Origin of the sequence: Helicobacter pylori oki112 (assembly GCF_000600085.1) — a bacterium.
GTDB classification, from domain to species: domain Bacteria; phylum Campylobacterota; class Campylobacteria; order Campylobacterales; family Helicobacteraceae; genus Helicobacter; species Helicobacter pylori_CY.
The window spans coordinates 1,148,991-1,166,373 of the sequence record NZ_CP006821.1 but is presented as its reverse complement, the minus strand read 5'-3'; the positions used below and the strand labels follow the sequence as shown (position 1 = coordinate 1,166,373).

16 protein-coding genes are annotated in these 17,383 nt (G+C 38.9%); 8 read left to right on the top strand and 8 right to left on the bottom strand.

What is annotated here, in order from left to right; translation table 11 throughout:
* Positions 1-6: 6 nt before the first annotated feature.
* On the bottom strand, positions 7-1,374 hold the full coding sequence (locus tag HPOKI112_RS05500; RefSeq protein WP_025277048.1) for an acetyl-CoA carboxylase biotin carboxylase subunit: 1,368 nt from the start codon (positions 1,372-1,374) through the stop codon (positions 7-9).
* 14 nt (positions 1,375-1,388) lie between these two features.
* The gene (accB, locus tag HPOKI112_RS05495; protein ID WP_025276207.1) at positions 1,389-1,859 is read right to left on the bottom strand and encodes an acetyl-CoA carboxylase biotin carboxyl carrier protein; all 471 of its coding nucleotides are present in this window, start codon (positions 1,857-1,859) and stop codon (positions 1,389-1,391) included.
* 119 nt (positions 1,860-1,978) lie between these two features.
* On the opposite strand from accB, the gene dcd reads away from it, so the two are divergent.
* Both dcd and HPOKI112_RS05485 read left to right on the top strand, forming a co-directional pair.
* Positions 1,979-2,545, top strand: coding sequence for a dCTP deaminase (gene dcd, locus HPOKI112_RS05490; RefSeq protein WP_000523110.1), 567 nt, complete (start codon positions 1,979-1,981; stop codon positions 2,543-2,545).
* A 158-nt stretch (positions 2,546-2,703) separates the two neighbouring features.
* Positions 2,704-4,812 carry a porin family protein gene (locus tag HPOKI112_RS05485; RefSeq protein ID WP_025309925.1) on the top strand — a complete coding sequence of 703 codons (2,109 nt, stop codon included), beginning with the start codon at positions 2,704-2,706 and terminating at the stop codon, positions 4,810-4,812.
* Between the two features lie 91 nt (positions 4,813-4,903).
* Here HPOKI112_RS05485 and HPOKI112_RS05480 read toward each other — a convergent pair whose 3' ends face one another.
* Complete coding sequence (locus HPOKI112_RS05480) at positions 4,904-5,584, bottom strand: 16S rRNA (uracil(1498)-N(3))-methyltransferase (protein WP_025277045.1); 681 nt, start codon at positions 5,582-5,584, stop codon at positions 4,904-4,906.
* Positions 5,585-6,016 (bottom strand): hypothetical protein, encoded by a 432-nt coding sequence (locus tag HPOKI112_RS05475; RefSeq protein ID WP_025276204.1) that lies wholly within the window; start codon positions 6,014-6,016, stop codon positions 5,585-5,587.
* Between the two features lie 55 nt (positions 6,017-6,071).
* On the opposite strand from HPOKI112_RS05475, the gene hemH reads away from it, so the two are divergent.
* The 4 genes from hemH to HPOKI112_RS05455 all read left to right on the top strand — a co-directional run bounded on the left by hemH (position 6,072) and on the right by HPOKI112_RS05455 (position 12,042).
* A complete protein-coding gene (hemH, locus tag HPOKI112_RS05470) occupies positions 6,072-7,076 on the top strand; it encodes a ferrochelatase (protein ID WP_025276203.1) in 1,005 nt (334 codons plus the stop codon).
* Between the two features lie 76 nt (positions 7,077-7,152).
* On the top strand, positions 7,153-7,818 hold the full coding sequence (locus HPOKI112_RS05465; RefSeq protein WP_000492195.1) for a SoxW family protein: 666 nt from the start codon (positions 7,153-7,155) through the stop codon (positions 7,816-7,818).
* A gap of 9 nt (positions 7,819-7,827) precedes the next feature.
* Positions 7,828-10,638 carry a cytochrome c biogenesis protein CcsA gene (gene ccsA, locus HPOKI112_RS05460; RefSeq protein WP_025309924.1) on the top strand — a complete coding sequence of 937 codons (2,811 nt, stop codon included), beginning with the start codon at positions 7,828-7,830 and terminating at the stop codon, positions 10,636-10,638.
* A 9-nt stretch (positions 10,639-10,647) separates the two neighbouring features.
* The gene (locus HPOKI112_RS05455; protein WP_025309923.1) at positions 10,648-12,042 is read left to right on the top strand and encodes a glycosyltransferase family 10 domain-containing protein; all 1,395 of its coding nucleotides are present in this window, start codon (positions 10,648-10,650) and stop codon (positions 12,040-12,042) included.
* An 18-nt stretch (positions 12,043-12,060) separates the two neighbouring features.
* Here the strand turns inward: HPOKI112_RS05455 and gdhA are convergent, their stop codons facing one another.
* The 3 genes from gdhA to HPOKI112_RS05440 all read right to left on the bottom strand — a co-directional run bounded on the left by gdhA (position 12,061) and on the right by HPOKI112_RS05440 (position 15,523).
* The gene (gdhA, locus tag HPOKI112_RS05450) at positions 12,061-13,407 is read right to left on the bottom strand and encodes an NADP-specific glutamate dehydrogenase (RefSeq protein ID WP_025309922.1); all 1,347 of its coding nucleotides are present in this window, start codon (positions 13,405-13,407) and stop codon (positions 12,061-12,063) included.
* Positions 13,408-13,472: 65 nt separating this feature from the next.
* A complete protein-coding gene (locus HPOKI112_RS05445; protein WP_025309921.1) occupies positions 13,473-14,303 on the bottom strand; it encodes a peptide chain release factor N(5)-glutamine methyltransferase in 831 nt (276 codons plus the stop codon).
* On the bottom strand, positions 14,300-15,523 hold the full coding sequence (locus HPOKI112_RS05440; protein ID WP_025309920.1) for a M48 family metallopeptidase: 1,224 nt from the start codon (positions 15,521-15,523) through the stop codon (positions 14,300-14,302). Before HPOKI112_RS05440 ends, HPOKI112_RS05445 begins: the two co-directional genes overlap by 4 nt.
* A gap of 168 nt (positions 15,524-15,691) precedes the next feature.
* On the opposite strand from HPOKI112_RS05440, the gene HPOKI112_RS05435 reads away from it, so the two are divergent.
* Positions 15,692-16,219: a hypothetical protein gene (locus tag HPOKI112_RS05435; RefSeq protein WP_025309919.1), complete on the top strand. Its 528-nt coding sequence runs from the start codon at positions 15,692-15,694 to the stop codon at positions 16,217-16,219.
* A 7-nt stretch (positions 16,220-16,226) separates the two neighbouring features.
* Here the strand turns inward: HPOKI112_RS05435 and HPOKI112_RS05430 are convergent, their stop codons facing one another.
* Positions 16,227-16,973 carry an SPOR domain-containing protein gene (locus HPOKI112_RS05430; RefSeq protein WP_025309918.1) on the bottom strand — a complete coding sequence of 249 codons (747 nt, stop codon included), beginning with the start codon at positions 16,971-16,973 and terminating at the stop codon, positions 16,227-16,229.
* 180 nt (positions 16,974-17,153) lie between these two features.
* Here HPOKI112_RS05430 and HPOKI112_RS05425 point away from each other — a divergent pair, with 180 nt between their 5' ends.
* Positions 17,154-17,381, top strand: coding sequence for a hypothetical protein (locus HPOKI112_RS05425; protein ID WP_001191188.1), 228 nt, complete (start codon positions 17,154-17,156; stop codon positions 17,379-17,381).
* The last annotated feature ends 2 nt before the right edge of the window (positions 17,382-17,383 follow it).

The window sequence follows — 17,383 nt, the reverse complement described above, 5'->3', positions numbered from 1 at the left end:
TAAAACTTAAAAATTTTCTTCTAAATACTTCGTGTGGATTTTTGCTTGCCTGAAATCCGCATTTTCAAGCATTTCAAGGTGGAAAGGAATGGTCGTTTTAATGCCTTCTACTTTAAATTCCTTTAAAGCCCTTTTCATCTTAGCGATCGCTCTTTCTCTGTTTTCACCCCACACAATGAGCTTGCCAATCATAGAATCATAGTGCGTAGGCACGACATAATGGGCATGCGCATGCGAATCAAGGCGCACATTCACCCCACCAGGAGCGATCCATTCGGTGATTTTGCCCGGGCTTGGGTAGAATTTTTTAGGATCTTCTGCGGTGATTCGGCATTCTATCGCATGCCCTTTGAGGGAAAAGCTTTCTTGCTTGGGTAGTTTCTCGCCTTGAGCGATTTTAATCATCCATTCAATGAGGTTTAACCCACTCACCATTTCGCTAATGGTGTGTTCCACTTGCAAACGAGTGTTCATCTCCATGAAATAAAAATCTTTCATGTTAGAATCGAGCAAAAATTCAAAAGTCCCAGCCCCCACATAGCCGATATATTTAGCGGCCTTGATCGCTGTTTCTAGCAAACGCTTACGAACGCCCTCTTCTAAAACCACTGCCGGGGTTTCTTCAATGAGCTTTTGCTGGCGTCTTTGCACCGAACAATCCCTTTCGCCCACATGAATGACATTGCCATGCTTATCGGCTAGAATTTGGACTTCAATGTGCTTAGGCTTGTTGATGAATTTTTCTAAATACACGCTCCCATCGCCAAACGCGCTCAAAGCTTCCGTTTCTGCGGCTAGATAAAGGTTTTTGAGCTTGGATTTATCTTCTACGACGCGCATGCCTCTCCCGCCCCCACCAGCGGCCGCTTTAATGATGACAGGGTAGCCGATTTTATCAGCGATTTCTTCAGCTTCTTGATAGCTTTTAAGCAACCCATCACTGCCCTCAATCACAGGCATGCCGGCTTCTTTCATCACGCTTTTGGCTTTGGATTTGTCGCTCATTAAAGCCATGACTTTCGCGCTCGGGCCAATAAATTCTAAAGAATGGTGCGAGCAAATCTCTACAAAATTCTGATTCTCGCTCAAAAACCCATACCCAGGGAAAATCGCATCCGCTTCAAACAATTCCGCCGCGCTAATGATCGCAGGGATATTCAAGTAACTCTCGCTGGATTTTTCCCCCCCTATACACACTTTTGCGTTAGCCGTATTGAGATAGTGGGCGTCCTTATCAGCGATAGAATAAATGGCTATGGATTCTTTACCCATTTCTTGAATGGTTTGGATCGCTCTTAAAGCGATCTCGCCTCTATTAGCGATCAAAATGCGTGAAAGCTCTTTCTTTTCTACCTTTTTATTTTCTTTATTCACTTTATTCATGGATTTTAAAGCTTTTCAACTTTGATGAGCTTCGTGCCGTATTCTACCGGTTGAGCGTCTCCTACTTCAACAGAAACCACCTTGCAAGGGTATTCCACTTCAATTTCATTCATGATTTTCATCGCTTCTACAATGCCCACGATTTGCCCTTTTTTAAGCGTATCGCCCGCTTTGACATAAGGCTCAGCCCCGGGCGAGGGCGCATGATAGAAAGTGCCTACCATAGGCGAAAGCACGAAATCTTCTTTTTTATCCACAATGGGGGTGCATACCATAGGCACAGGGGTTTGGACACTTGGCATGTTCGCTTCTACCATAATAGGGGCTGGAGAATGGGCGGGATTTAGCGCATTTTTTTTCGCATAAGCGGATTCTTTATCCAAAACCAACTCAAAATGCTCATGCTTTAATTTCAAATGCCCCAAATCAGAAGCTTTAAATTCTTTGATCAACTCTTCAATTTCAGAAAGGTTCATAACGATTTATTCCTTAATATTATTTTAAAATATGCCACAAAACTAACCATAAGCGTTTTTAGCAAAAAATTATTGTTATAATAACATAATTACTAACAAACTTTAAAGGCTTTGTGTATATGGGATTGAAAGCGGATTCTTGGATTAAAAAAATGAGTTTAGAGCATGGCATGATTAGTCCTTTTTGCGAAAAGCAAGTCGGTAAGAATGTGATCAGCTATGGTTTGAGCAGTTACGGATATGATATTAGAGTGGGGAGTGAGTTCATGCTCTTTGATAACAAAAACGCTTTAATTGACCCTAAAAACTTTGACCCTAACAACGCGACTAAAATTGATGCGAGCCAAGAGGGCTTTTTTATCTTGCCCGCTAACGCGTTCGCCCTAGCCCATACGATAGAGTATTTTAAAATGCCTAAAGACACTTTAGCGATTTGTTTAGGCAAAAGCACCTACGCTAGATGCGGGATTATTGTGAATGTTACGCCTTTTGAGCCGGAATTTGAAGGCTATATCACGATTGAAATTTCTAACACCACCAACTTACCGGCTAAAGTCTATGCCAATGAGGGGATCGCGCAAGTGGTGTTTTTACAAGGCGATGAAATGTGCGAGCAAAGCTATAAAGACAGAGGCGGTAAGTATCAAGGGCAAGTGGGAATCACTTTGCCTAAAATTTTAAAGTGATTTGAAGAAAGATAAAAGCGCTTATCCTTTGGGTGTTGTTTATTTTTTAATACAGACAATACCGCAATTTCTCAAAAATGTATTATAATACGAAACTTCAGTTTGATTGAGTTACAAACTCTTTGAGAACAAAACGCTAAACCATTTAGGAAATTACCATGCTAAGATTCGTTAGTAAAACGATTTGCTTGTCTTTAATCGGCTTGTTCAACCCTTTAGAAGCCTTTCAAAAACACCAAAAAGACGGCTTTTTTATAGAAGCTGGGTTTGAAACCGGGTTATTAGAAGGCACGCAAACTAAAGAAGAAGCAACAGCTCAAAACACCCAAAAAATCCAAAAAAACCCTCTAACCCACCCACAAACTAAAGAACAGCCTAAAGAACAAAACAAAAGCGATACAGCCACCCCCCAAAGCGCTTACGGAAAATACTACATACCCCAAAGCACCATTTTAAAAAACGCAACGGCTTTATTCACCACGGACAAGATAGAAAATGGCTTAACTTTTTATTCTCAAAACCCTGTGTATGCGAATATGGTTAATGGGAGCGTAACCATACAAAACTTTCTGCCTTATAATTTAAACAATGTTGAACTGAGTTTTAAAGACGCTCAAGGCAAGGTGATTAATTTAGGCGTGATAGAGACTATCCCTAAAGATTCTCAAATCATTCTGCCTGCAAGCTTGTTTAATGATTCAGAATTTGAACAAGCTGATAGCTTTAATTACCAACAACTTCAAGCCACTGCCACACAATTTTCTGATGCTAACACGCAGAGTTTGTTTGAAAAGCTCAGCAAGATCACAACCAATGTAGCGATGAGTTATGAAAACGCCGATACCAACAATTTTAAAGGTAATTGCAATGATTGTGTGTCAGATTTCACCCCACAAACCGCAGAAGAATTGACCAATTTAATGTTAGATATGATTGCGGTGTTTGACTCTAAATCGTGGGAAGAAGCCGTTTTAAACGCCCCTTTCCAATTTTCTAACAGCTCATCAGAGTGTGGCTCTGACTTTCCTAAGTGCGTGAATCCTTTCAATAACGGGCGTGTCGCTCCCATCTATGAAAAATACGTGCTAACCCCACAATCCGTTATAGATGCGTTTAGAAGAGCGATCAATCTTGAAGTGAACATCATGAAATCAGGGTTTTTAGGGCTAGGGTATGAACTTGATGATAATGATGGTAATCTAGGGATAGCCGCTTCTGCATTAAATCCCGAAAAATTGTTTGGTAAAACTTTGAACAAAGTTGATATTGTGGAATTAAGAGATATTATCCATGAATTTAGCCACACTAAAGGCTATACGCATAATGGGAACATGACTTATCAAAGGGTGCGCTTGTGTCAAGAAAACGGCGGAGCTATACAAGAATGTGAGGGTGGGAAAGAAGAATTGGTCAATGGAAAAGAAGAACTAAAATTTACAAACGGAAAAGAAGTAAAAGATCAGGATGGTTACACCTATAATGTATGTTCTTTTTATAAGGACAATCACCAAGTCTATACAGCGGGCAACTACCCCAATTCCATCTACACCAATTGTGCTCAAGTCCCCGCCGGGCTTATAGGGGTTACCAGCGCTGTTTGGCAACAGCTCATCAATCAAAACGCCCTGCCCATTAATTTCGCTAATTTGAGCAGTCAAGCCAACTATTTAAACGCCGGGTTGAATGTGCAAAATTTTGCAACCTCTATGGTCAGCGCAATCGCGCAAAATTTTTCCACCACTTCCACCACCACTTACCGCTCTTCAAGTAAGAATTTTAGAAGCCCTATTTTAGGGGTCAATGTTAAAATAGGCTACCAACATTATTTCAATGACTACATAGGGTTAGCCTATTACGGCATCATCAAATACAACTACGCTCAAGCTAACGATGAAAAAATCCAGCAATTAAGCTATGGTGGGGGAATGGATGTGTTGTTTGATTTCATCACCACTTATACCAATAAAAAGCAAAACAATCCCACTAAAAAAGTTTTTGCTTCCTCTTTTGGGGTGTTTGGAGGGTTAAGGGGCTTATACAATAGCTATTATGTCTTCAACCAAGTCAAAGGAAGCGGTAATTTAGATATAGTTACTGGGTTTAATTACCGCTACAAGCATTCTAAATATTCTATAGGCATTAGCGTTCCTTTAATCCAAAGCAATATCCAAATCGCTTCTAATAATGGCATCTATGCGGATTCTGTCATTTTGGATGAAGGGGGCAGTCATTTTAAAGTGTTTTTTAATTACGGGTGGATTTTCTAGGGGTTAATGGGGGAGGGTTTAATGGGGGGTTAGCAAAAAGTTAAGATTTTAAGTTTTTAAAATTTTATTTTTAAAACTTTTGCGATACCCCCTAAACTTGCGCGATACTCGCCACAAACACGCATGCACTCTCAGACTTTAGCACCATATCTAACGGGATGCGATAAATTTCACGCTCTTTAAAATACCCTCTTTCTGGTTCGCTAAAGCCCCCTTCAGGCCCTATGATAACGCCTTTTTCAAAATTCGCGCTTGCGGGTAGTATTTCACCCTTAAAATCCAAAACGCTCGCTTTTGGGTAGGCTTTTAATACCTCTTTGGTGTTTGAAAACGCTTCCAATTCCATTAAAGCGCTCCTACCGCATTGCTCGCAAGAGTGGATCAGAATCTTTTGGAAGCGCTCTAATTTGGCGCTGTCTATTTTTTCATTGCGTTGGCTAAAATCCGCATAGAATAAACTCAACTTGCTCACGCCTAACTGGTTTAAAAAAGGTAGGATTTTTTCAACGCTTTTGATTTCAATCACGCTTAAAATCAAATGCGTTTTTTTACTGGCCATAACCTCTAATAATCGCTCGCCCACTAGCTTTAAAAGGGCGTGTTTTTTAGTGATTTCTGTATGCTCATAGGTGTATAAAAAGCCGTCTTTTAAATTCCTTAAATCCAAACGACTCGCGCTTTTGATACGCCTTGAGCGGTATAAATGCGTATAACTCTCGCCTTCTATTTTTAAAGTAGGCTCTTTGGCTAAAGGGTGATAGACAAAACGCATTCAAAGGCCCATTAACACAACAATAAGAATCGTTTCTAAAAAATACAGGATTTTAGCTTTTTTGATATACGCTTCCATCCTTTCTTTTTTAGTGATAGCGAATTTCACGCTTTTATGGCGTTTGATTTCTGCTATAAGCATCAACAACAGCCCTAAAAGCATGGCAACAGCGCTAAAAGAAAAAGCAAATTGTTGCATCGCCCAAATAAAAACCCCGCTCAAAAGAGCGATGCTTAAAAGAATGTAAATCGCTGGCATGACAAGATAGATTTTTTTGTTCAATTGGATAAGATTCTTTTCTTTAAAAAGGGTGTAAAGATTGATCATAAAAGCTAGGGCAAGCAAGGCGGCAAAAAAGGCATGGATAAGCAAGGATTGAGCCATCACAGAAGAATCTTGTGTATTTAATACTTGCAAACTCATCTCTAACATTAACTTCTTTCTAACGATTTATTTTTTATTAATCGTTTTATTTTAGCATGTGCTAATGAATTTAATCAATGAAAAGCTTAATAATTTAGAAAATAACGCCACAAAATCCCCTAAAGAAGCGGTCGTTCTTTTGAATATGGGAGGGCCTAACAGCCTTTATGAAGTGGGGGTGTTTTTAAAAAACATGTTTGATGACCCCTTTATCCTTACCATTAAAAATAATTTCATGCGTAAAATGGTGGGTAAAATGATTGTCAATAACCGCATAGAAAAATCCAAAAAAATCTATGAAAAATTAGGAGGCAAATCCCCTTTAACGCCTATCACATTCGCCCTTACAGAGCGTTTGAACGAATTGGATCCTTCTCGCTTTTACACTTATGCGATGCGTTATACCCCCCCTTATGCGTCTATGGTCTTGCAAGATTTAGCCTTAAAAGAGGTAGAAAGCTTGGTGTTTTTTTCCATGTATCCGCAATATTCTAGCACCACCACCCTTTCTAGCTTCAATGACGCTTTTAACGCCCTAAAATCCCTAGAAACTTTCCGCCCTAAGGTGCGAGTGATAGAGCGCTTTTATGCTGACAAAAAGCTTAATGAAATCATTTTAAACACGATTTTAAGCGCCCTAAACAACCGCAAAAGCCAGGATTTTGTCTTAATCTTTTCCGTCCATGGCTTACCTAAAAGCATTGTTGATGCCGGTGATACTTACCAACAAGAATGCGAACACCATGTGAGTTTGTTAAAAGAGTTGATGCAACAAAAAAATATCCCTTTTAAAGAAGTTTTACTCTCCTACCAATCCAAGCTAGGGCCTATGAAATGGCTAGAGCCAAGCACTGAAGAGTTGATAGAAAAGCACCGCAAGTCTCATATTATCATCTACCCTTTGGCTTTCACGATTGACAATTCTGAAACGCTCTATGAATTAGACATGCAATACCGCTTGATGGCAGAGCGCTTGGCAATTAAAGAATATTTGGTTTGCCCATGCTTAAACGATTCCATAGAGTTTGCACAATTCATTATTGAACGGGTTAAAAATCTCAAGGAATAGTAAAATGCGCATAAAAAAGCGATTATTGTAGTAAGATACCTGGTTTTCAAACCCATTAAAAAATAAAGGTTATTTCATGTTTTCACTTTCTTATGTTTCCAAGAAATTTTTAAGCGTGTTGCTATTGATTTCGCTATTTTTAAGTGCTTGCAAATCCAACAATAAAGACAAATTAGATGAAAATCTTTTAAGTTCCGGTTCTCAAAGCTCCAAAGAATTGAACGATGAGCGAGACAACATAGACAAAAAGAGTTACGCCGGTTTAGAAGATGTTTTTTTAGACAATAAGTCCATTAGCCCTAATAACAAATACATGCTTTTAGTTTTTGGGCGTAATGGTTGCTCCTATTGCGAAAGGTTTAAAAAAGATCTCAAGAATGTCAAAGAATTGCGCGACTACATTAAAGAGCATTTTAGCGCTTACTATGTCAATATCAGCTACTCCAAAGAGCATAATTTTAAAGTCGGCGATAAAAATAATGAAAAAGAAATCAAAATGTCCACAGAAGAATTAGCGCAAATTTATGCCGTCCAATCCACCCCTACGATTGTTTTATCCGATAAAACCGGCAAAACCATCTATGAATTGCCCGGCTATATGCCTTCCACGCAATTTTTAGCCGTGTTAGAATTTATCGGCGATGGGAAGTATCAAGACACGAAAAACGATGAGGATCTCACTAAAAAATTAAAGGCTTACATCAAGTATAAAACCAACCTTTCTAAAAGCAAGTCTAACTAGGAAAGTCTAATGAAGAATCTCAAAAGCCTGCTTTCTTTTTTGCTGGCTTCTTTTTGGGTCGCTATCCCTTTAATCGCGCTCTACGCCTTAGCGTGCGCGATAGCCACTTTTATAGAAAACGATTACGGCACGAGTGCGAGTAAAGCGATTGTGTATAACACCCCTTGGTTTAATTTCTTGCATGCGTATTTGTTGGTGGTTTTAATAGGCACATTCATTAAATCTAAAGCTTTGGAGCGCAAAAGGTATGCGAGCCTTTTTTTCCATAGCTCCTTGATTTTAATCATTTTGGGGGCAGCCATCACGCACTTTTTTGGCGTAGAAGGGCTTATGCATGTGCGAGAAAACAGCGCGCAAAGCTCTTTTGAAAGCGCGGACACTTACCTTAATATCACCCTAAACGACGAAAAAAAACTTTCTTTAAAAACGCCTTTAACTTTTTATTATTCCAAACGATTAAAACCCATTCATGCCACTTTAGATCACAAGCCTTTGATTTTAGAACCTTTAGAGATCTACAAGCAAAACGCTATTAAAAAAGATGACGCTACCATTTTAGTGTTAAAAGCGACCTATAACGGCGTGAGCCACAAATTCAACCTCATTAAAAACAACAGGAATGAAGGCATAGAAGAAAGCGAGATGTTTAAAGACGACAAGCTCTCTTTAAGTTTTGGATCGGCTTACATTGGATTGCCTTTTCAAATCAAACTGAAGCGTTTTGAATTAGAGCGTTACGCCGGCTCTATGAGCCCTTCATCTTACGCTTCAGAAGTGGAAGTTTTGAAATTGGATAACACTTTAATCAAACCTTATAGGATTTTTATGAACCATGTTTTAGATTATGAAGGTTATCGCTTTTTCCAATCTTCCTATGATACGGATGAAAAAGGCACGATTCTTTCTGTCAATAAAGACCCGGGTAAAATCCCCACTTATTTAGGGTATGCGATGCTTATTTTGGGGGCTTTGTGGTTACTTTTGGATAAAAACGGGCGTTTTTTAAAGCTTTCACGCTTTTTAAAATCCCAACAAATGGCTAGTTTCTTACTCGCTTTAATTTTAATCAGCCCTTTTACTTCTTCGTTTGCTAATGAGGCTCCAATTGACATGCATGGGGGAAAAAGCGCTCCAATAGAACGACAGAATGTAGAAAATCCCGCTAATAAAGAGGATTCTAAAAGCGCGATTTTAGAGCGTTTGAAACATTTAAGAGAGTATTCCAAAGACCACTTAAAAGCCTTTCAAAGGCTTCAAGTCCAGGATTTTGACGGGCGTATCAAACCTTTAGACACCATCAGCATTGAATATATCCATAAGATTTTAAAAAAAGATGATTTTCAGGGGCTAAACGCCATGCAAGTGCTTTTAGGGATCATGTTTTTCCCCAATGATTGGCGCAGTATTAAGATGATTTACACTTCCACTAAAGCCTTAAGAAAGCTTATTGGCACGCCTTTAGACGAAAGCCGTATCGCTTTTAGAGATGTTTTTGATAGCCGTGGGTATAAATTAAAAAATTTGGTTGAAGAGGTCAATCAAAAATCCCCTAACGCGCGCAACGAGTTGGATAAAGATGTCTTAAAAGTAGATGAACGAATCAACTTAGTCTATACGCTTTTTAGCGCTCAATTTTTACGCATTTTCCCTAGCGATAAAACCACCGCTTGGCTCTCGCCCATTGAAGCGATCAACAGCCCTGATAAAGAAATTTCAAGCGTGGCAACGGGGTTTTTAAAAAATATTTTTAGCGGGTTTGATGACGCTTTAAAAACCAATCAATGGGATAAAGTAGAAAAAACCCTAAAAGATTTAAGCATTTACCAACAAGAGCATGCCAAAAACCTCTATTTACCCTCTTCTAAAGTGGATTCTGAAATTTTTTTAAACCACACCAATTTTTTTAACAGCCTAACTCTGCCTTATATCCTTCTTGGGTTATTGCTTTTTATCGTTGTGATCAGCTCTCTTGTTAAAAACACGATTCCAAATATTTGGCTCACTAAAACCCTTTATATTGCTATCTTGCTTTGCGCGCTCGCTCATTCTATGGGGCTTGTTTTGCGCTGGTATGTGAGCGGGCATTCGCCTTGGAGCAACGCTTATGAGTCCATGCTTTATATCGCATGGGCTTCTGTTATCGCAGGGTTTGTTTTACGCTCCAAACTCGCGCTATCGGCCTCTAGCTTTTTAGCCGGTATCGCGCTTTTTGTGGCCCATTTAGGCTTTATGGACCCTCAAATTGGCCATTTAGTGCCGGTGTTAAAATCCTATTGGCTCAATATCCATGTTTCTGTCATCACCGCCAGTTATGGCTTTTTGGGCTTGTGTTTTGTGCTAGGGATTTTGAGTTTGGTTTTGTTTATTTTGCGCAAACAAGGGCGTTTCAATTTGGACAAAACCATTCTCTCCATTAGTGCTATCAATGAAATGAGCATGATTTTAGGCCTGTTCATGCTCACAGCTGGGAATTTCTTAGGCGGGGTGTGGGCGAATGAATCTTGGGGGCGCTATTGGGGGTGGGACCCTAAAGAAACTTGGGCGTTGATTTCTATTTGCGTCTATGCTTTAATCTTGCATTTGCGTTTTCTAGGCTCTCAAAATTGGCCCTTTATTTTAGCGAGCAGCAGCGTTTTAGGGTTTTATTCGGTTTTAATGACTTATTTTGGCGTGAATTACTACCTTTCTGGTTTGCACAGCTATGCCGCAGGCGATCCTTTGCCCATCCCTACTTTCTTATACTTTTTAATAGCGATACCTTTTGCTCTCGTGATCTTGGCGTATTTCAAACGCCATTTGAGTTTGCCTAAATTGGTTTAAAGGATAAGAATGTTCCAGCCCTTACTAGGCGCTTTCATAGACAGCACCCATTTAGATGAAACAACCCATAAGCCCCCATTAAATGTAGCCCTAGCCAATTGGTGGCCCTTAAAAAATAGCGAAAAAAAAGGATTCAGAGACTTCATTTTGCATGTCATCCTAAAACAACGCTATAAAATCATTCTACACAACAACCCCAATGAACCCTCAGATCTAGTCTTTGGCAATCCTTTGGAACAAGCCAGAAAAATCTTATCCTATCAAAACACCAAACGAGTGTTTTACACCGGCGAAAATGAAGCGCCCAATTTCAACCTTTTTGATTACGCCATAGGCTTTGATGAATTAGATTTTAACGATCGTTATTTGAGAATGCCTTTGTATTACGCCTATTTGCATTATAAAGCCGAGATCGTTAATGACACCACTTCACCCTATAAACTCAAAGCTGACAGCCTTTATACTTTAAAAAAACCCTCCCATAAATTTAAAGAAAACCACCCCAATTTATGCGCGCTAATCCATAATGAAAGCGATCCTTTGAAAAGAGGGTTTGCCAGTTTTGTTGCGAGCAACGCTAACGCTCCTGTTAGGAACGCTTTCTATGACGCTTTAAATTCTATAGAGCCAGTGGCTGGGGGAGGAAGCGTGAAAAACACTTTAGGCTATAAGGTCAAAAACAAAAACGAATTTTTAAGCCAATACAAATTCAATCTCTGTTTTGAAAATTCACAAGGCTATGGCTATGTAACCGAAAAAATCCTTGACGCGTATTTCAGCCATACCATTCCTATTTATTGGGGGAGTCCCAGCGTGGCGAAAGATTTTAACCCTAAAAGTTTTGTGAATGTGCATGATTTTAAAAACTTTGATGAAGCGATTGACTATATCAGATATTTGCACGCGCACCAAAACGCTTATTTAGACATGCTCTATGAAAACCCTTTAAACACCATTGATGGGAAAGCTGGTTTTTACCAAGATTTGAGTTTTGAAAAGATCCTGGATTTTTTTAAAACGATTTTAGAAAACGATACGATTTATCATTGCAATGATGCCCATTATTCTGCTCTTCATCGTGATTTGAATGAGCCGTTAGTGTCTGTTGATGGGTTGAGAAGAGATCATGATGATTTGAGGGTTAATTATGATGATTTGAGAAGAGATCATGATGATTTGAGAAGAGATCATGATGATTTGAGAAGAGATCATGATGATTTGAGAAGAGATCATGATGATTTGAGAAGAGATCATGATGATTTGAGAAGAGATCATGAACGCCTCTTATCAAAGGCTACCCCTCTTTTGGAGCTATCCCAAAACACCTCTTTTAAAATCTATCGCAAAATTTATCAAAAATTCTTACCCTTGTTGCGTGCCATAAGGGGGTGGGTTAGAAAATAGGTTGGTAAGATAGATCAATCAAACCCCTTGCGCTATCATCGCAGACGCTACTTTTCTAAAACCAGCGATATTAGCCCCTAAAACAAAATTAGTAGGGTCTTTAAACTCTTTAGCGGTTTGAGAGACATTCTTATAAATCTCTTTCATGATGTGGTGCAATTTCGCGTCCACCAATTCAAAACTCCAAGGGTGCATGCTCGCATTTTGTGCCATTTCCAAGCCGCTCACGCTCACCCCCCCAGCATTAGCCGCCTTGCCTATGCCATAAGAGATCTTAGCCTGTAAAAACAATTCAATCGCTTCATTGCTTGAGGGCATGTTCGCCCCTTCAGCCACGCATTTACACCCGTTAGAAAGGAGGGTTTTAGCGTCTAAAACGCTCAATTCATTCTCGGTCGCGCTAGGAAAAGCCGCAAAACAAGGCACATGCCATACAGCATTCCCCCCTTTGGGGTAATTTTCTGTGGGGGTGTATTTCGCGCTTGGTTTTTGTAGGGCGTATTCTTTGATCCTCCCACGACGCGCTTCTTTAATCTCTTTCAAAAGCTCTAAATCAATGCCGTCTTTATCATAAATCATGCCATTAGAATCGCTCGCCGTTACCGGTTTGGCTCCTATTTGAAGCAATTTTTCAATGGTATAAATAGCGACATTACCGCTCCCAGAAACGCAGCAAACCTTACCTTCTAAAGAGCTGTTCCTTTCTTGCAACATTTCTTCAGCAAAATACACGCACCCATAACCGGTAGCTTCTTTTCTGCACAAGCTCCCCCCATAAGTGAGCCCTTTACCGGTCAATACGCCCTCAAAACGATTGACTAATTTTTTATATTGCCCAAACAGATAGCCAATCTCTCTTTCACCCACTCCAATATCCCCGGCTGGCACATCAGTCGTAGCCCCAATATGGCGGTATAATTCATTCATGAACGCCTGGCAAAAACGCATGATCTCATGCTCGCTCTTTCCTTTAGGGTCAAAATCGCTCCCCCCCTTAGCACCCCCCATAGCCAAAGTGGTGAGCGAATTTTTCAACACTTGCTCAAAGCCTAAAAACTTGATCACGCTTTCATTCACGCTAGGGTGGAATCTCAAACCCCCCTTATAAGGGCCAATCGCTGAATTGAATTCAACCCTACACCCCCGATTGACCTGAATCTGGTTGTTATCATCTAGCCAACACACCCTAAAAAAAATCTCCCTTTCAGGCTCAATCAAACGCTCTAAAATGGCATGTTTTTCATAACTTTTATCGCTGTCTAAAAGGGGTTTTAAAGAAGTGATAGCTTCATAGACGGCTTGATGGAACTCTTTTTGATAGGAGTATTTTTTCTGTAAAGATTGGAGGATTTTTTCAATATACATAGCGGCATCCTTTATTATTTTAAGTGTTTTTATTGTAACACTAAAAGGGTAATTAAGTTTTAACTTTATCTTAAAAAACTTTTTAAAACGCCTATGAACCCTCTATCAAAGCCGCTCAAATCCTTGTAAAACTCCGCATCATAACCGCAAAATTCCAAGCATTCTTTCAAGCTTTTTAACTGGTCATACCCCATTTCACAAGCCAAAAAAGGGATTTTTAATTCAGCGGCTAAAAAGATGATTTCTTTTAAGATTTCATCGCCCTTAACCCCCCCAAAAAGGGCTTCATGCGGTTCTTTGAGAACGGATTTTTCCAAAGGATAATCTCTAGCGATATAGGGCGGGTTAGAGACAAGCATTTGTATCGTTGGCATGCGATCCCAAAGATGCGTTTTTTTTAAAAAAACACGATCTTTTAAATTAAAGCGTTCAATATTTTTGGACGCCACTTCTAAAGCTTTTGGTGAAATATCGCTCGCATGAATGGAAATTTTGGGGTTTTCTAAAGCCAAACTAACAGACACGCAAGCGCTCCCTATGCCTATTTCGCCTATTTTTTTTAAGTGGTATTGAGAAATAATATCCAGGGCTTTTTTGACTAAAATCTCCGTTTCAGGCCGTGGGATTAAAACATGCTCATTCACGAAAAAAGAGTGCCCATAAAAATCACAGCTTTCTAATAAATACTCTATGGGGCAGTCATTCAAACGCTTTTCTACCCATTCAAAAAAGCGTGCCTCTTCTTTGTGGTTTAACTCTAAATAAGCATGCGTGTGCAAAAAAACCCTTTCTTTTTTCAAGACAAAGCCTAATAAAATTTCAGACTCTAAGCCCCCCCTAAAACCTTTTTGCGATAATTCTTTTTTGGCTTTGTTTAGGGCTTGTGAAAGGGTCATTCAATTTCATAATCCAAAGCTTTCAAGCGCTCTAATAGGGGCGGGTGCGTGAAATGCAAGAAAACATAAAAAGGGTGCGAATAGGGGAACGCTTTATTCTCGCTCACAATAGACACTAACGCTTTGGCTAAAACTTCTTTAGAGCTTAAACTCGCCCCAAATTTGTCCGCATTGTATTCATTCTTTCGGCTAAAAAACCCGATCAAAGGCATAGCGTAAAAAGAAAATACCGGCAAAAACAAGAGTAAAATCGCAATCAAACTCGCTGGCGTTTGTGAAACATTAAAGCCTTCAAAAACCAACGGTGGCAAATGAGCGATCAAAGCAAAAACAAGAGCGAGCAAGCCTCCCATAATCCCTAAACTTTTCAGTAAATCCTTATTTTTAAAATGCCCTAATTCATGCCCTAAAATGGCTAAAAGCCCTTCTGTCCCAACTTTAGAGATCAAAGTGTCAAACAACACCACCCGCTTGTTTTTACCCAAGCCCCCAAAATACGCATTCAAACGCCCATCCCTCTTGCTAGCGTCCATCACAAAAATGCCTTCAGATTTAAAACCCACCTTATCCATCATGCTCTCAATTTGACTCTCCAAATCCCTATTATTCAAGGGGGTGAATTGATTGAAAAGCTGGGCGATTTTAGGGTAAAAAAGATTAGCCAAGATCATAAAAACAAACACGACAAAAAACGAGCTAATCTCCCAATGCTCCACATGTTCAATGATCGTAATGAGAATGTAAATCAACAACAATCCCACGCTTAAAGTGAGCAATAATCCTTTGAAAAAATCCTTAAAAAACAACGACAAACTCACCTTAGAAAAGCCAAACTCCTTATCCAAATGCATGATGGTGTAGTAGCTAATGGGTAAGGATAAAACGCTTTGAATCGCTAAAAATAACAAGGTAAACACCAAGTAACCTAGCGTTTCAGAAAGGTTTAAATAATGCGTCAAATCTTCTAAATGCGTCAAACCAAAAAAGACCCAACCAGCAAAGATGATCCCGTCTAAAATTTGAGAAATAATGGATAATTGCATTTTCCTAATGGCGTAATTTCCCGCTTCTTCATAATCCTTTTGTGGGAGTAAAACAGGCTTCTCGCAGAGCTTTTGACGGATAAATTTCAATTGCAAAATATCGCCTATAATGTAAGGAGTCGTAAAAAAGAGCAAATAAAAAATACAAATTATCATATCTATCCATATTTCAAGCATGTTCTAAACTCCTTTCTCAATTAATTTACCAATAAAAAGTGTAGGAATTATAACAATTTTTCAAGAATTTACCATAAAATTAAATAAACATGGTAGAAAAAAGGGGCTATTTTTGAGCGTTTTTAATTCTAAAAAGCTGTGTTATCCAACTTGCTATAAAGGTCTGTCATGCCCTATTCTTTTAAAAAGCGTTTTTTAATCATTTACGCCCTTTCTACCTTGCTTTTAGTGGGGGTTTTGTTAGCGTTATTTTTCTTTTATGCGAAAAATAACCTCTTAGAAAACATCCAAATACGCATGCAATACACCGCTGATGCGATCGCTAAAAGCCTTTTAGAATTGGATAATGCCTCTTCTTTAGAGCCTTTAAAAATCTTAGAAGAACGATTCAAAAACACCCCCTTTGTCTTATTAGATGCAGACAATAAAGTCAAGTTTTCTAATATCGGGGCGTTTGTGGCCTCTTTTAAAAATGACGCAATCAAAACCCCTTATTTTGCGTTTAAAAAACAAGGCTTTTACTTCACAGACAGCACCCCAACTAACCGCTTAGGGGTTTCTAAAATCATTATTGCAGAAGAAGAAATTCAAAAAAATTTTATCCCCCTTTATAAAATGATAGGTTATGTGTTTTTGGGTGCGAGTTTGTTTGTCGCGCTAATAGCTGGGTGGTTTTATAAGATCCAATCAAACTGAGTAAAAATCACTTTTCCACCAACACAGGCTTATTTTTAAAATTTTTAGCCGCATTTTCAAGCTGTTTTAGGGCTTCTTCTTTCGTTTTATAAGGGCCAATAAAATAATGCGTGAGGGAGTCTTTTTTCTTTATTTGGTAAGGGAAAGTTTTAAGCGTTTGCAAAAAATCCTTACTGGGCGCGTTCAAAAAAGCCCCAATTTGCAAGTAATACCCTTTAGGGATACCCGCATCTTTTAAGCTAGGTTTGACTAAGCTTTTTTTATTCTCGTTTTTAGGCGGCTCTTTTTTTAAGGGCTGGGATTGGTTAATAGCAGTCTCTTGCTTATGGGCTTTCTTGATTTTTCTTTTCACCTTTTTGCTTTCTATATAAAAATCATATAAATCATGGATTCTTTGCTTCACATAAGCTTCATAGCAATTCTTATAAATAGGGCTGTGTTCAATAGAAGCCTTAGGGCTTATTAGCATAACCAACGCCACGCATTCTTCATGGGCGACTTTGAGCCATTCTTCTTCGCTTTGCTCCAGGATTTCTTTGATTTTAGGGAACTCATACTGCGTGCCTTTCCCCATATTATCCAACATTTCTATAAGTTCTTCATGGACTTGATTGAGCCTTAATTGGATAGGGGGTAAATTTTTGGGCGTATTTTGAACGCTTTTAGGATCTGCGTTTTTCTCCTCTAAACCAACAGCGTTTCTTAAAAAGAGGAAAACCAACAATAGAGTCATTTTTAATATATTTTTTTGCATTTATTACTCCCATGTCAAGCTTTCTATCTTGTTGCTTTATGGTAATCAAAAATACCAAATACCGCCATAAGAATGGTTTAAAACATGGGGTTTTAGTTACTTTATTAAGGGGATAGGGGTATTTTGCGATAATTCAATAGCTTTGATATAATAACTTTTAAAAACCATGAAAGGCTTATTATGCAATCTTTAAGTTTGTTAAACCAATTGGGCGCTAAAATTGATGAATTGATTGAAAAAATCAAAAAACAAGAAGAAGAGTTGAACGCTTTACGCCAAGCAAACACCACGCTGAATGCGCAAAATGAAGAAAAAGACATTCAAATCGCTATTTTATACGATGAATTGAGCGCTAAAGATAAGGGCATTCAAGGTCTTTATGACAAAATCTCTGATTTATTGTCATAAAC

Coding starts and splice junctions, on each gene's coding strand:
- accB (WP_025276207.1), bottom strand. CDS start 1,859: ATGAACCTTTCTGAAATTGAAGAGTTGATCAAAGAATTTAAAGCTTCT.
- dcd (WP_000523110.1), top strand. CDS start 1,979: ATGGGATTGAAAGCGGATTCTTGGATTAAAAAAATGAGTTTAGAGCAT.
- HPOKI112_RS05485 (WP_025309925.1), top strand. CDS start 2,704: ATGCTAAGATTCGTTAGTAAAACGATTTGCTTGTCTTTAATCGGCTTG.
- HPOKI112_RS05480 (WP_025277045.1), bottom strand. CDS start 5,584: ATGCGTTTTGTCTATCACCCTTTAGCCAAAGAGCCTACTTTAAAAATA.
- HPOKI112_RS05475 (WP_025276204.1), bottom strand. CDS start 6,016: ATGTTAGAGATGAGTTTGCAAGTATTAAATACACAAGATTCTTCTGTG.
- hemH (WP_025276203.1), top strand. CDS start 6,072: ATGAATTTAATCAATGAAAAGCTTAATAATTTAGAAAATAACGCCACA.
- HPOKI112_RS05465 (WP_000492195.1), top strand. CDS start 7,153: ATGTTTTCACTTTCTTATGTTTCCAAGAAATTTTTAAGCGTGTTGCTA.
- ccsA (WP_025309924.1), top strand. CDS start 7,828: ATGAAGAATCTCAAAAGCCTGCTTTCTTTTTTGCTGGCTTCTTTTTGG.
- HPOKI112_RS05455 (WP_025309923.1), top strand. CDS start 10,648: ATGTTCCAGCCCTTACTAGGCGCTTTCATAGACAGCACCCATTTAGAT.
- gdhA (WP_025309922.1), bottom strand. CDS start 13,407: ATGTATATTGAAAAAATCCTCCAATCTTTACAGAAAAAATACTCCTAT.
- HPOKI112_RS05445 (WP_025309921.1), bottom strand. CDS start 14,303: ATGACCCTTTCACAAGCCCTAAACAAAGCCAAAAAAGAATTATCGCAA.
- HPOKI112_RS05440 (WP_025309920.1), bottom strand. CDS start 15,523: ATGCTTGAAATATGGATAGATATGATAATTTGTATTTTTTATTTGCTC.
- HPOKI112_RS05435 (WP_025309919.1), top strand. CDS start 15,692: ATGCCCTATTCTTTTAAAAAGCGTTTTTTAATCATTTACGCCCTTTCT.
- HPOKI112_RS05430 (WP_025309918.1), bottom strand. CDS start 16,973: ATGCAAAAAAATATATTAAAAATGACTCTATTGTTGGTTTTCCTCTTT.
- HPOKI112_RS05425 (WP_001191188.1), top strand. CDS start 17,154: ATGCAATCTTTAAGTTTGTTAAACCAATTGGGCGCTAAAATTGATGAA.